At 58.9% G+C, this 13,934-nt stretch carries 10 protein-coding genes; 6 read left to right on the plus strand and 4 right to left on the minus strand.

Features of this window, described 5'->3' with window-relative positions:
- The first annotated feature begins 10 nt into the window (after positions 1–10).
- Positions 11–1,366: a formimidoylglutamate deiminase gene (locus ACXKZG_RS15270; RefSeq protein WP_013201442.1), complete on the plus strand. Its 1,356-nt coding sequence runs from the start codon at positions 11–13 to the stop codon at positions 1,364–1,366.
- A complete protein-coding gene (locus tag ACXKZG_RS15275; RefSeq protein ID WP_488875105.1) occupies positions 1,363–1,911 on the plus strand; it encodes a HutD/Ves family protein in 549 nt (182 codons plus the stop codon). The genes ACXKZG_RS15270 and ACXKZG_RS15275 overlap by 4 nt, the downstream gene beginning before the upstream one ends.
- 1,024 nt (positions 1,912–2,935) lie before the next feature.
- Here the strand turns inward: ACXKZG_RS15275 and hutC are convergent.
- Positions 2,936–3,691: a histidine utilization transcriptional repressor HutC gene (hutC, locus tag ACXKZG_RS15280; RefSeq protein ID WP_013201440.1), complete on the minus strand. Its 756-nt coding sequence runs from the start codon at positions 3,689–3,691 to the stop codon at positions 2,936–2,938.
- Between the two features lie 385 nt (positions 3,692–4,076).
- On the opposite strand from hutC, the gene hutH reads away from it, so the two are divergent.
- The 3 genes from hutH to ACXKZG_RS15295 all read left to right on the plus strand — a co-directional run bounded on the left by hutH (position 4,077) and on the right by ACXKZG_RS15295 (position 8,627).
- The gene (hutH, locus tag ACXKZG_RS15285) at positions 4,077–5,621 is read left to right on the plus strand and encodes a histidine ammonia-lyase (protein WP_013201439.1); all 1,545 of its coding nucleotides are present in this window, start codon (positions 4,077–4,079) and stop codon (positions 5,619–5,621) included.
- A 26-nt stretch (positions 5,622–5,647) separates the two neighbouring features.
- On the plus strand, positions 5,648–7,333 hold the full coding sequence (gene hutU / locus ACXKZG_RS15290; protein ID WP_013201438.1) for a urocanate hydratase: 1,686 nt from the start codon (positions 5,648–5,650) through the stop codon (positions 7,331–7,333).
- 136 nt (positions 7,334–7,469) lie between these two features.
- Positions 7,470–8,627: a M20 aminoacylase family protein gene (locus ACXKZG_RS15295; protein ID WP_488875106.1), complete on the plus strand. Its 1,158-nt coding sequence runs from the start codon at positions 7,470–7,472 to the stop codon at positions 8,625–8,627.
- Between the two features lie 66 nt (positions 8,628–8,693).
- Here ACXKZG_RS15295 and ybiB read toward each other — a convergent pair whose 3' ends face one another.
- The 3 genes from ybiB to ACXKZG_RS15310 all read right to left on the minus strand — a co-directional run bounded on the left by ybiB (position 8,694) and on the right by ACXKZG_RS15310 (position 12,816).
- Positions 8,694–9,665, minus strand: a complete 972-nt coding sequence (gene ybiB, locus ACXKZG_RS15300) for a DNA-binding protein YbiB (RefSeq protein WP_488875107.1) — start codon at positions 9,663–9,665, stop codon at positions 8,694–8,696.
- A 20-nt stretch (positions 9,666–9,685) separates the two neighbouring features.
- A complete protein-coding gene (dinG, locus tag ACXKZG_RS15305; protein WP_013201435.1) occupies positions 9,686–11,848 on the minus strand; it encodes an ATP-dependent DNA helicase DinG in 2,163 nt (720 codons plus the stop codon).
- 68 nt (positions 11,849–11,916) lie between these two features.
- On the minus strand, positions 11,917–12,816 hold the full coding sequence (locus ACXKZG_RS15310; RefSeq protein WP_151037890.1) for a LysR family transcriptional regulator: 900 nt from the start codon (positions 12,814–12,816) through the stop codon (positions 11,917–11,919).
- Positions 12,817–12,944: 128 nt separating this feature from the next.
- Between ACXKZG_RS15310 and speB the strand changes: the two genes are divergently transcribed.
- Positions 12,945–13,907, plus strand: a complete 963-nt coding sequence (speB, locus tag ACXKZG_RS15315) for an agmatinase (protein ID WP_488875108.1) — start codon at positions 12,945–12,947, stop codon at positions 13,905–13,907.
- Positions 13,908–13,934: the final 27 nt, after the last annotated feature.

Raw genomic sequence — 13,934 nt, forward strand, 5'->3', positions numbered from 1 at the left:
AGCAACCATGATGGCTCGCTATTTTGCGCCGCGCGTCCTGCTGGTGGACGGTTGGCATCACGATGTTTTGATTGAAGTCGACGACGCTGGTTTTATTCAGAAGCTCACGCCCAATGCCGCTGAAGGCGACGCCGAACGCCTGAATGGCGCGGTGATCCCGGCGATGGCAAACCTGCATTCTCATGCCTTTCAGCGCGTGATGGCGGGGCTGGCAGAAGTGGCTGGCGATCCGCAGGACAGTTTCTGGACCTGGCGCGATTTAATGTATCGCATGGTGCAGCGCCTTTCGCCCGAACAGGTTGGCGCCATCGCCGCCCATCTTTATGTCGACATGCTGAAAGGCGGCTATACCCAGGTCGCTGAATTCCATTATCTGCATCACCACACCGACGGCACGCCGTATCCGCAGGATCAGATGTTGCAGCAGCTGATTGCCGCAGCCGGCCGCGTCGGCATCGGTCAGACCATGTTGCCGGTTCTCTACAGCTATGCCGGTTTTGGTGCGCAGCCGCCGCAGCCGGGCCAGAAGCGCTTTATTCAGGATACCGCCGGTTATTTGCGTCAGCAGCAGCAGTTGGCTGAGCTGCTCGCCGACAAGCCGTTGCATAATCAGGGGATTTGCTTCCACTCGCTGCGTGCGGTCAGCGAAACGCAGATGCGTGAGGTGCTGGCCGCCCTGTCGGACAGTCTGCCGGTGCATATTCACGTTGCCGAGCAGGAAAAAGAGGTGGCTGACAGTCTGGCGTGGAGCGGTGAACGCCCGGTCAGCTGGCTGCTCAATCGGTTTGCGGTGGATGCGCGCTGGTGTCTGATCCACGCCACTCATCTCGACGAGAGCGAGGTTTCGCGTCTCGCCGCCAGCAAGGCGGTCGCCGGTCTTTGCCCGACCACCGAAGCCAATCTCGGCGACGGGATTTTCCCGGCCACCGACTATATCGCCCTTGGCGGCCGATGGGGCATCGGTTCCGACAGTCACGTTTCGCTGGATGTCGTTGAAGAGTTGCGTCTGCTTGAATACGGTCAACGGCTGCGCGATCGTCGTCGCAACCGCATAGTCACCCCAGAACAAACCTCGGTTGGCGATCTGCTTTACCGTCAGTCGCTGGAAGGCGGCGCGCAGGCCTGTGGCGTGAAGATGGGTCAGCTGGCGCAAGGATACCGGGCCGACTGGTTGGTGTTGGCCGATGATGCGTTATTGGGAAGCACGGCAGACGCTTCGCTGTTGAACCGCTGGCTGTTTGCCGGGCATCGTGGGCAGATTCAGGACGTCTTTGTTGCCGGTAAGCAGGTGATTGCGGACGGTAAGCATGCCGATCAGCCGCAAATCGATGCGGCGTTCCGGGCTGTGGTTGAGGCGCTGAAATGATGCATTTCTTTGACATGCAAACCTTGCCGGTCAGCCGTTGGCGCAATGGCGGCGGCGAAACGCGGGAGATCATCAGTTTCCCGCCCTACGCCGAGGCCTTCAGCTGGCGCATCAGCATTGCCACCATCGCTGAGGACGGGGATTTTTCCCTGTTTCCAGGCATCGATCGGGTGATCACGCTACTGGACGGCGACGGTGTGGAGCTGAATGCCCGTGGCAAGTATCAGCAGCTGTTGTTGCGTAATCAGCCATTTGTTTTCGCGGGTGAAGATGAGATTGCGTCACGGTTAATCGGTGGCGTAAGCAGTGACTTTAACGTGATGACCCGGCGGGAAACGCATCAGGCAGCGGTGCGGGTGGTGAACGAAAGTATTTCCCCTGCTGCCGAAACCGCCGGCGTCGCCTATGTGTTAGCCGGAGAATGGGTCCTTGGCGACCGCCGTTTGCAACAGGGTCAGGGCGTCTGGTGGCCGCAAAACGGTGAGCCGCTGGCACCGGGATCGGCGGACGCCGAGTTGCTGTTTACGGAGATTAGGCAGAGATAGGTTGGGTTGGTGAGTTAAGTCGTCTGGGTGTCTTGGTGGCAAGGTCTGGGAGAGAGGGGTGAACACAAAGTCGCCGTGAACCCATCCCTGGGGGCTCAGCGGCGACATCCCTGTCGCCGATGCTTTGCTTATCACCCCTCTCTCCCTTCCCCTAAGCTTCAGCGTCGAATAGTTAATTCGGGACGCACAGGTCAAAACCAGATGGATTTTGACCTGTGCGTTCACCAAAGCATCCGAAAACGTTGAAGTTAGTGGGCGGTAGCACAGAGCGGGTTAGCCGAGTGTATGCCGCAGGGATGCGGCATCCAAGCCCCCAGGGATGGGTTCACGGCGTCTCGGATAACCCGCTCTGTGCGGACGCTATACACCGAACCCGGTCTTGACCTTGACTGAAGGCTAACACCAAAGCCGAATTTGACCTTGGCTGAAGACTTTCACCCAACCCGGTTTTGACCTTGACTGAAGACTTACACCGAACCCGGTTTTGACCTGTGCATCCACAAAACCGCCCAATAAACGTTGAAGTTACCGGGCGGTAGCACAGAGCGGGTTAGCCGAGTGTATGCCGCAAGGATGCGGCATCCAAGCCCCAGGGATGGGTTCACGGCGTCTCGGATAACCCGCTCTGTGCGGACGCTATACACCGAACCCGGTCTTGACCTTGACTGAAGGCTAACACCAAAGCCGAATTTGACCTTGGCTGAAGACTTACACCCAACCCGGTTTTGACCTTGACTGAAGACTTACACCGAACCCGGTTTTGACCTGTGCATCCACAAAACCACCCAATAAACGTTGAAGTTACCGGGCGGTAGCACAGAGCGGGTTAGCCGAGTGTATGTGTATGCCGCAAGGATGCGGCATCCAAGCCCCCAGGGATGGGTTCACGGCGTCTCGGATAACCCGCTCTGTGCGGACGCAATACACCGGACCCGGTTTTGACCTTGGCTGAAGCCATGCACCAAAGCCGGTTTTGACGTTGGCTGAAGACTTACCACCCAACCCGGTTTTGACTTTAGTAAACCTAGCCGTGCCCCTTAAAACGCCCCAGCAACTTATAACGCGAGCCGGGATACAACAGCTTGGCGTAGGTCACGATCTTCGCGTCACTCCATGTCTGACGGCGGATTAACAAACAGGGTTCATTGGCCTCTATCGCCAACGACGTACACTGCTGACGATTCGGCAATACCGCTTCGACAATGTGCTCACCCGCCGTTAATGGCGCGACGCGCATCAAATAGGTGTAAGGGGTTTGCGCAGTGAAATCCTGCTGCAAATAATCCGGCGCCACCAGCGGATTCACCAACCGGTCCTCCAACTGAACGGCCAGATCGTTCTCGAAATGCACAATCACCGAATGGAACACCGCATTACCGGTGCTCAAACCCAATACTGAAGCCTGCTCAGGATCGGCTTTGATTTCCCGTAATGCCACAATCTTGCAACTGTGGCGATGCCCGCGCTGAGCAATCTCTTCGGCAATATTGTGCACTTCCAACATCGCCGTGTAGCCTTTCGACTCGGCCACAAAAGTGCCGACGCCCTGCATGCGGATCAAATAACCTTCGCTGGTCAGCTCACGCAACGCCCGATTTATGGTCATCCGGCTCACGCCAAGCTCATTCACCAACTCGCTCTCAGACGGCACCCGCTGATTCGACTTCCAAACGCCTTCCGTAATCTGGCTGACGATCGCCTGCTTCACCCGCTGATAAATCGGCGCAGGCTGATCGCTCATGGCGGCTGAGAGTTGAGAAATGGCAGTCTGCTCGACCATAAATTGCTTCCTTAATGAAAATACTTTCGCCAGTTTACTGTTAACCCACCCAAATGTATATACATCTGAGGGGCAACCACTGCACTGCAATGGAGCAGCCTGCTTCAGAATAGCGCACGACCCGCGCCTCGATTAAAAACACCACCAGCCCAGTCACCACGCGGATCCGGCTCTGAAGCCCGCCGCCACCGCGCCTGAGATGAATTTCACCACGGACAGAAAGTTTTGTGATCGAACTGGCACAAGCATTGCTAATTGTATAGACAAGACTATACACATCTGCTTCACTGCAGAAAGTGACCTGTTAAGCCCCCGCTGCCCAAGGGCAACGGCATCCCTGAAAAAGGGTCGATACCCTACGAACTTGTCTATACAGGAGTATACCATGTCAGCCACCCCGCATCTCTGCCACCTGATCCCCGGTAAGGTTGAGTTGGCGATGCTGAAACGCATCTATCACGGTGAGGTTCACCTCTCGCTGGATGACAGCGCCCGCGCCAAAATCCTTGAGGCCCGCGCCACCGTCGAAGCCATCGTTAATTCTGGCAAGGTAACCTACGGCATCAACACCGGCTTCGGCAAACTGGCGCAAACCTCTATCCCGGCTGAACGCCTGGCGGAACTGCAACGCAACCTGGTGCTCTCGCACAGCGTCGGCCTGGGTGACCTGCTGCCCGATGATGTGGTGCGCGTGGTGATGGCGACCAAAATCATCAGCCTGGCGCGCGGCCATTCAGGCGTGCGCATCGAACTGATCGACGGCCTGCTGGCCCTGTTTAACGCCGGCGTGATGCCCTGCATTCCCGAAAAAGGATCGGTTGGCGCGTCCGGCGACCTCGCACCGCTGGCGCACCTTTCCCTGATGCTGCTGGGCGAAGGTGACGTGCGGGTTGAAGGCAAACTGATCCCGGCGACGGAAGGCCTGGCGCTGGCCGGCCTGCAACCGTTCGTGCTGGGACCAAAAGAAGGCCTGGCGCTGCTGAACGGCACCCAGGTGTCGACCGCACTGGCCCTGCGCGGCCTGTTCGAAGGCGAAAAAGCCTTTGCCGCCGGACTGGTTGCCGGCGCGCTGTCGCTGGAAGCCATCAAGGGATCGATTAAACCTTACGACAGCCGCATCCATGAAGCGCGCGGTCAAGTGGGGCAAATCGCCGTGGCCGCCGCCGTCACTGCGCTGCTGGAAGGCAGTGAAATCCTCCCTTCGCACGCCAACTGCGGCCGGGTGCAGGATCCCTACTCCATTCGCTGCGTGCCTCAGGTGATGGGCGCCTGCCTCGATAACCTGACCCACGCCGCCAAAATCCTGCAGATTGAAGCCAATGCGGCTTCCGATAACCCGCTGGTCTTCAGCGACACCGGCGATGTGATTTCCGGCGGTAACTTCCATGCCGAACCCGTTGCCTTCGCCGCCGATATTCTGGCGCTGGCGATTGCCGAAATTGGCGCCATCTCCGAACGCCGCATGGCGCTGCTGCTGGATACCGGCCTGTCCGGCCTGCCACCGTTCCTCGTCAACGATGGCGGCGTCAACTCCGGCTTTATGATTGCCCAGGTCACCGCGGCCGCGCTGGCCTCGGAAAACAAATCCCTGGCGCACCCTGGCAGCGTCGACAGCCTGCCTACCTCGGCAAACCAGGAAGACCACGTCTCGATGGCAACCTATGCCGCCCGACGCCTCGGCGCGATGTGCTTTAACACCTCGGCGGTGGTCGGCATTGAAGCGATGGCGGCTGCACAGGGCATCGACTTCCATCGCCCGCTGCAAAGCTCTCCGCTGATTGAGCAGGAACTCTCTGCCCTGCGCGAGCGCGTCGCCTTCCTCGACAAAGATCGCCTGATGGCGCCGGATATTGAACAAATGCGGTTATGGGCAAGCAGCGACCGCTGGCCGCAGCCAGTTGCCGCCCTTTTACCCAGTGCAGCACGTTAAGCAACCCCAAAATTAAGGACTGAAAAATGAGTGACAACGTAAGCAAAGCCGTGGCTCGCGAAGTGCGTGCCCCTCATGGTAGCGAACTTAACTGTGCCAACTGGCTGATTGAAGCGGCCTACCGCATGATCCAGAACAACCTCGATCCCGACGTGGCAGAGCGCCCGGAAGATCTGGTGGTGTACGGCGGCATCGGGAAAGCGGCCCGTAACTGGGAGTGCTTCGAGCAGATCCTGCGTTCGCTGAAAGCCCTGCAACCGGAAGAGACGCTGCTGGTGCAGTCCGGCAAACCGGTCGGCGTGTTCCGTACCCATGCCGATGCGCCGCGCGTGCTGATCGCCAACTCCAACCTGGTGCCGCACTGGGCCACCTGGGACCACTTCCACGAGCTGGATAAAGCCGGCCTGATGATGTACGGCCAGATGACCGCCGGTTCCTGGATCTACATCGGTGCCCAGGGCATCGTGCAGGGCACCTTTGAAACCTTCGTTGAGGCCGGCCGCCAGCATTACAACGGCGACCTGAGCGGTAAATGGATACTGACCGCAGGCTTAGGTGGCATGGGCGGCGCGCAAACGCTGGCTGGCGTACTGGCTGGCGCGTCGGTGCTGGCCGTTGAGTGCCAGGAATCGCGTATCGACTTCCGCCTGCGCACCCGCTATGTCGACTTCAAAGCCACCAGCCTCGATGAAGCGCTGGCGATGATCGACAGCGCCAACAAAGAAAAACGCGCAATCTCCGTCGGCCTGCTGGGCAACGCCGCTGAAATCCTGCCGGAACTGGTGAAACGCGCCAAAGCCGGCGGTATGAAGCCGGACATCGTTACCGATCAGACCTCGGCCCATGACCCAATCAACGGTTACCTGCCGGTGGGCTGGCGCGTTGAGCAGTGGGAAGAGACCCGCAAATCCGATCCTAAAGCGGTGGCGAAAGCCGCCCGTGCCTCGATGGCGGTGCATGTGCAGGCGATGCTCGACTTCTGCCATATGGGCATTCCCACCGTCGACTACGGCAACAATATTCGCCAGGTAGCGCTGGAAGAAGGGGTCAAAAATGCCTTCGATTTCCCAGGCTTTGTCCCGGCGTATATCCGTCCGCTGTTCTGTGAAGGCAAAGGTCCGTTCCGCTGGGTGGCGCTGTCTGGCGACCCGGAAGATATCTACAAGACCGATGCCAAACTGAAAGAGCTGTTCCCTGATCACAAAAACCTGCACCGCTGGCTGGATATGGCGCAGGAGCGTATTGCTTTCCAGGGCTTGCCAGCCCGTATCTGCTGGCTGGGACTGGGCGAGCGTCACCTTGCCGGTCTGGCCTTTAACGAAATGGTGCGCAATGGCGAACTGAAAGCGCCGGTGGTGATTGGTCGTGACCATCTGGACTGCGGCTCAGTCGCCTCGCCAAACCGGGAAACGGAAGCGATGAAAGACGGTTCTGATGCCGTTTCCGACTGGCCGCTGCTGAATGCGCTGCTGAATACTGCGGGCGGCGCGACCTGGGTCAGCCTGCACCACGGCGGTGGCGTCGGTATGGGCTTCTCACAACATGCGGGCGTGGTGATTGTTGCCGACGGTACCGCAGAGGCCGATAAGCGTCTGGGCCGCGTGCTGTGGAACGATCCGGCGACCGGCGTGATGCGTCATGCGGATGCGGGTTATGAACTGGCGCAGGAATGTGCCGCGAAGCACGAACTGAACCTGCCGATGATTCGCTAGACCTGATGGCCGGGCGCCCTGCCCGGCCTGTTTCATTTTTTCGCCATCCGCACAGCACGCCATTTCTGCCCGCCATTTTATGCTACCTTAAATCAGCCAGATATCAGGAATGACAGCCCGCAGAGGAGAGGACGTTATGGCAATCCCCGTTTCGCTGATTGAACAAGCCACCCGCTGGCGTAAAGAGCTGCATGCTCTGCCGGAACTGGGCTACCAGGAACATCAGACTGCCCGCAAAGTCGCTGAACTGCTGCGGGAATTTGGCTTGCAGGTGCATACCGGCCTGGCCGGCACTGGCGTGGTGGGCTCGCTGGAAAACGGCCCTGGGCCGACGATTGGTTTCCGTGCCGATATGGACGCCCTGCCGATCACCGAGCTGGGCAATGCCGAATGGCGTTCCACCCAGCCAGGCGTGATGCATGCCTGTGGACATGATGGCCATACCGCCATGCTGTTGGCCGCCGCAAAACATCTGAGTGAAACCCGCCAGTTTAGCGGTACGGTGCACTTTGTTTTTCAGCCGGCGGAAGAGAATCTCGGCGGCGCCCGCAAAATGGTTGCGGATGGCCTGTTTGAGCTGTTCCCGATGGATGCGATCTACGGCCTGCATAACTGGCCCGGCTTGCCGGTCGGTCATCTGGCGGTTAACAGCGGCGCGATGATGGCCTCGCTGGATGCCTTCGAAATTACCCTGCATGGCAGAAGTTGCCATGCGGCGATGCCTGAAAACGGCGCGGACCCGATTGTGGCTGCCGCCCAGCTGATCCTCGCACTGCAAACCATTCCAGCCCGTCGCCTGTCGCCGCTGGCGTCTGCGGTGGTCAGCATCACCCAGATTGCCGGTGGTGAAGCGATCAACGTTATCCCGGAGAATGTGGTGCTGCGCGGCACCCTGCGCTGTCTGCAAGGGGATGTCCGAAGCAAAGTGCGCAAGATGATTGATGAATTCGTTACTACCTTCACCGCACCAATGGGCATTGAAGGCAGCATTGAGTATCTGACGGATTATCCGGTGACGCGCAACAATGCGGCGGAAGCGGAGAAGGTGCGCGACTGTGCGCTGGCGCTGCTGCCGGCTGAACGGGTGCATTGGGAAGTCAGTCCGTCGATGGCGTCGGAAGACTTCGCCTGTATGCTGGACGTCTGTCCGGGTGCCTACTTCTGGATTGGCGCCGATGGCGAGACGCCATCCAGGCCGTTACACAATGCCCATTACGACTTTAACGATCGGCTGATTAGCGAAGGCATTTCGCTGTGGACCGCGCTGGCCGAGCGTTTACTGCCTCTGCGATAAACTGACGTCGGGCGGTAAACGCGCCGCCCGAATCTCTGTCACGCAACACTCCCCGCGACGTCGCGCTTAATAGCCGGCAGCGTCGATCTGCACTAACCCTTCGGCGATATCCGCCGCCCGACCGGTGGCGACATAACAGCAGGCGATCTGCTGGCGCAGCGCTTCCGGCACCGCAACCTCACGATTCAGGCAGCGGGTGATCCAGGCGGCGGTGGTGTCAGCATCTTTCGCTTCCGGCAGCGCATCACGGTCGGTAATCACCTCGTCCTGACGCGGCAGCATCAGTTGCGGTTCGCTGCCATTGATCAGGCTGATGGCCGGGAAACGCTGGGGATTAGCGTACACCTCGCCTTCGGTGCCGTTCAGCAACAGCGCACGACCGCCAATCGCCTGGAAGAACTTGCCGACGCGGGGAATGTACTCAGGATGGGACACGCTGGAGAGGCGCAGCGCCGCGTCTTCCGCAAACGGCGTCGCCAGCTTGGCCAGCGTGTGCGCGCTGTTACGCACACCCATCTTCCAGCGCAGCGACAGCTGACGATCCAGCGGTTCACACAGCGTGGCGACGGTCATAAACACCAGTTCGCCCTGCGCCAGTTTTGCCTGGGCCTGTTCGGCGTTGTGCACTGCAGGCAAGTCTAACGCCGCAAAAATCGCTTCGCTGGTAATGCGGGTCGGATCGTCGCTCACCCCATGGACCACCACCGGAAAACCGAGCCTGCTTAACAACAGCGCCAGCAGCGGCGTCAGGTTTCCCTGTTTGCGCGCGCCGTTGTAGCTGGGGATCACCACCGGCATCGGCTGATCGGCCGGTGGCGTCAGCTGCATCACCCGTTCCTGCATCGCCTGATAAAAGCCGAGCATCTCTTCTTCGCCTTCGCCTTTGATGCGCAGGGCAATCAGAATGCCGCCGAGTTCCAGATCCGGCACCGCTCCCGCCAACATCTGGCGATAGAGATCGCGCGCGGTGGCAAAATCGATATCACGGGCATGGTTTTTACCGCGCCCGACTTCTTTGATGATCTTGTTATATTCCATGCTTCTACTCTGTTCGGTGGTTAGCGACGACGACGGGCGGCAGGTTTCTTGCCGCTGAGGGCCGGACTGGCTTTCGGCAGCGGCCCTTCCGGCATGGCAGGTTGCTCGATCGGGAAGACCGGAAGCGCCCCCAGCAAACGGGCGCCGTAACTTTTGCTCAGTAAACGGCGGTCGTAAATCACGATTTCGCCAAAACATTCATGGCTGCGGATCAGCCTGCCCACCTGCTGAATCAGATTAAAGGAGGCGCTGGGCAGACTTTGTACTTCAAACGGGTAGCGCTTGAGGCTTTTTAACCATTCGCCCTCGGTCAAAATAACCGGACTGTCCACCGGGGGGAAAGCAATTTTATGAATATGCACCTGGGACAGCAAATCGCCTTTCAGATCCAGACCTTCGGCAAACGACTGCAGGCCAACCAGGATGCTGGTTTCACCCTGCTCAACGCGCTTGCGGTGTAAGGCCACCAGCGCCGGACGCGGCTTATCGCCCTGCACCAGCATCATCAGCCGCAGCTCAGGAATATAAGCGAGAAACTGCTGCATGGCGCGGCCGCTGGCAAACAGCACCAGGATGCCTTTGTGCTTTGCCTGCTTAATTTGATCGCGGAAAAAGTGCGCCATTTCCGCCAGATGCTTCACCTCATTCGCCAGCATCGGCTCGTACTGCATCTGTGGGATCACCAGCTTGCCCTGGTCAATATGGTTAAACGGGGAATCCAGGGCGACAAAACGATCGCCGACCTTCTCCGTCAGGCCAGACATCTCCTGCAAACGCTGGAAGCTGCTGAGCGAGCGCAAGGTCGCGGAGGTCAGCACCACATGGGGAATTTTGCGCCACAGCAGTTTCTCCAGCTGATCGCTGACGCGGATCCCGGCGCAATGAAACATCAAATGCGCATTGCCTTCACGGATTTCCCGCGTGGCCCATTTCGACACCGGTGCGCCAGAGGCTTTCTCCATCGCCGCCAGCCGCCACAGTTTGCTGCTGGCTTCAAACCAGCCCAACGCTTTGTTCATCTGGATCAGCGTGCGGTGCAACCTGACCACATCAAACTGGCCGGATTTTTCGCTCAAATCGTTAAGCAAGGCTTCTGCCAGACCGCGCAGCCCGTCGCTGAGCTTAAACAGGCGCGCACAGATCGTCAGCACCTCTTCCGGCAGCAGGCCCATTTCAAAGCGGTATTCGCCTTCCTGATTATTGGGCGGCAGCAGCTGGGCGAGGATATGCGACAGCTGCTGAAGCTGTTCACGCACCTCTTCGCAATGGGCTTTCAGCCGCTCAGGGTTACTGAGCCCCGGCGGCCTTTTTGGCTGGAACTGCGCCATACACTGCTCCACCAGACGGCAGAACAGATCGAGCTGTAAGGTGGTCCAGCCCGGGGTGATCTCGCCGCTCATTTCCAGCGCATCGCGGGCGACGTCCGGCAGATGATGGCCCTCATCCAGCACCAGCAGCAGGTTTTTCGCTGGCGGTAACACCGATTCGGTTTCCAGCGCGGCCATCACCAGCGCATGGTTGGCGACCACCACATCCGCATGTTCAATCTCACGGCGGGCAACATAGAACGGACATTCACGAAACCAGTGGCAGTTGCTGGCCAGGCAGTTGGCTTTATCGGTGCTCAGGCGCTGCCACAGGGAGTCCTCAATGGTGTCTTCGCAGTGATCGCGTAGGCCGTCCCACTGATGGCGGTTGAGGTTTTTTTCTAACGTGGTGCATAGCGCGCGCTCATCCTTGCTGGCGGTCATCTGCTCATCAAGAAACAGCAGCAGATCGCCCTGCTTCTCTTCGTCGGTGGCCAGCGCCGAGAGATTGCGCGGGCAGACATAGCGCCCACGGCCAAAGGCCGCCGTGAACTGCAGATCGGGAATAATTTTCTTCAGCAGCGGCAAATCCTTGCTGTAAATCTGATCCTGCAGCGCCACGTTAGCGGTACTGACCACCAGCGGCTTCTTCTCGTCACGGCTGACCGCGATGCCGGGGATCAGATAGGAGAGCGTTTTCCCCACGCCGGTCGGCGCTTCAATCGCCAGATGGCGACCATCATCGCCCGACAGCGTTTTCGCCACTTCGGCAATCATCTGCCGCTGCGGGGCGCGGGGAATAAAATCGGGAATTTGTTGCTGAAGGGCTTTATACCATTCGGCAATTTGCGTTTTTAACGCGGCAGATAACGCCATGACAACCACTTTTTACTGAGACGGCCTGTATTTTTACACAGTATAAGGCTGACGTCAGCCTTCTTAGATTATTGTGTCGGCGCGGCACGCAATTTTACTAAATCGCGGAAGGCCCTGATCAGCGTCTCCCGGCTGCGCCCACGGCGGAAAATCAGTGAGAAAGAGGCCTGATAGCTGAACTGCTGCGGAGACAACCTTTTCAGCCGCCCTTTCTCCACCCAGGGCCGCGCACAGTGTTCCGGCAGATAGCCGATATAACGCCCGGAGAGGATCAGGATCAGCTGGGCTTCAATACTTTCCACCGAGGCGGCGCTGGCCTTGAATCCACGCCGCATCAGCTCGGCCTGATTCCAGTAACTGCGGGTGACAAAGCCATAATCATGCAGATCCAGCGCATCAAGATCCGGCTGGTCAAACAGCTGATGGCTGTCACTGCAGTACAGCCAGTGCTGCTCGTGATGCAGCGGCACCGTCACCAGGTTATTGACGTTAACCGGGAAATGACCGATGGCCAGATCCAGCCGGTTATCCAGCACCTTCTGCTGCAGCTCATTGGGATCGCGAACCGAAAGATTGAGGTAGACCGCCGGGAATCGCTCGCTGAACTGATTGATGCTCTCCGCCAGCCCCAGCCGGGTGTCGGTAGAGACGGAATCCACCACCCCCAGCGAAAAAACGCCGCCCTGTTCGGTTTTCAGCCCCTCAACCTGGCGGTCAAAGTCGGACAGCGTGCCCAGCAGCTGCAGGCTGTATTGCAAAAACTGTTCACCGCGCGGGGTTAACGAAAATCCGCCGCGTCCGCGCTGGCACAGCACAAAGCCCAGCCGCTGCTCCAGTTCGCTCATATAACCGCTGATCGCCGGCATGGTCATATTCAGCTCTTGCTGCGCGCGGGAAAAGCCCTGGCAGCGGGCCACCGTGGCGAAAATAGTCAGTAGCTTGAGGTTGGGCAAACGGGTGGCGCTCACGGCGGATCCTCAGGGTCGGCAATCAGTTATGAATTTTCTGAACTGATTATTTGCTCTCAGGGATTTTTTCACAAGCCTGTACGACAGATGATGGCGGTTCATTTGCTGACTGCCCGGAGGCGCACCCGATGCAACCTGTTGATAATCAATCTTTCCCGCAGCCACAAAGCGGTAACGATATGCCGCGTTTTGCCGGACGTGGCACCATGATGCGCCTGCCGGCAGCCGACATGCCGGCTGGACTGGATGCGGCCTTTGTTGGCATTCCGCTGGACATCGGCACGTCGCAGCGCGCAGGCACCCGTTATGGCCCGCGCGCCATTCGGGCGGACTCGGTGATGATCCGGCCGTATAACATGGCCACCGGCGCGGCCCCGTTTGATTCACTGCGGGTGGCTGACCTCGGCGATGTGCCGATCAACACCTATAATCTGCATAAATCCGTGCAGATTATCGAAGACTACTTCACCGGGCTGAACGCCTTTCCGCTGGTGCCGCTTACGCTCGGTGGCGATCACACCCTGACGCTGCCCATTCTGCGCGCGCTGGTAAAAAAGCACGGACCGGTAGGACTTATCCATGTCGATGCGCATACTGATACCAACGACGACATGTTTGGCGAGAAGATTGCGCATGGCACCACCTTCCGCCGGGCGGTCGAAGAGGGATTACTCGATCTCAAACGGGTGATCCAGATTGGTCAGCGGGCGCAGGGCTACGATGCCGGCGATTTTCAGTGGGGCGTCGATCGGGGTTTCCGTCTGGTACCCGCTGAAAAATGCTGGTATCAGTCCATGGCACCGCTGATGGCAGAGGTTCGCGCGCAGATGGGCAGCGGCCCGGTTTATCTTTCCTATGATATCGACAGCTTTGATCCCGCCTGGGCACCGGGCACCGGCACGCCGGAAGTGGGCGGCTTAACCTCAATTCAGGGGCTGGAGATTGTGCGCGGATGCCGCGGTCTGAACCTGATTGGCGCTGACCTGGTTGAGGTTTCGCCCCCTTATGATATCAGCGGCACCACCTCGCAGCTGGCAGCAAACATTCTCTACGAAATGCTCTGTGTGTTACCCGGAGTGAAATACAACTGAAGGCGCCCTGCGTCGGCACATTGATAA

This window comes from Erwinia sp. 2186, from assembly GCF_057812255.1.

Coding starts and splice junctions, on each gene's coding strand:
- ACXKZG_RS15275 (WP_488875105.1), top strand. CDS start 1,363: ATGATGCATTTCTTTGACATGCAAACCTTGCCGGTCAGCCGTTGGCGC.
- hutU (WP_013201438.1), top strand. CDS start 5,648: ATGAGTGACAACGTAAGCAAAGCCGTGGCTCGCGAAGTGCGTGCCCCT.
- ACXKZG_RS15270 (WP_013201442.1), top strand. CDS start 11: ATGGCTCGCTATTTTGCGCCGCGCGTCCTGCTGGTGGACGGTTGGCAT.
- ybiB (WP_488875107.1), bottom strand. CDS start 9,665: ATGGAATATAACAAGATCATCAAAGAAGTCGGGCGCGGTAAAAACCAT.
- speB (WP_488875108.1), top strand. CDS start 12,945: ATGCAACCTGTTGATAATCAATCTTTCCCGCAGCCACAAAGCGGTAAC.
- ACXKZG_RS15295 (WP_488875106.1), top strand. CDS start 7,470: ATGGCAATCCCCGTTTCGCTGATTGAACAAGCCACCCGCTGGCGTAAA.
- dinG (WP_013201435.1), bottom strand. CDS start 11,848: ATGGCGTTATCTGCCGCGTTAAAAACGCAAATTGCCGAATGGTATAAA.
- hutC (WP_013201440.1), bottom strand. CDS start 3,691: ATGGTCGAGCAGACTGCCATTTCTCAACTCTCAGCCGCCATGAGCGAT.
- hutH (WP_013201439.1), top strand. CDS start 4,077: ATGTCAGCCACCCCGCATCTCTGCCACCTGATCCCCGGTAAGGTTGAG.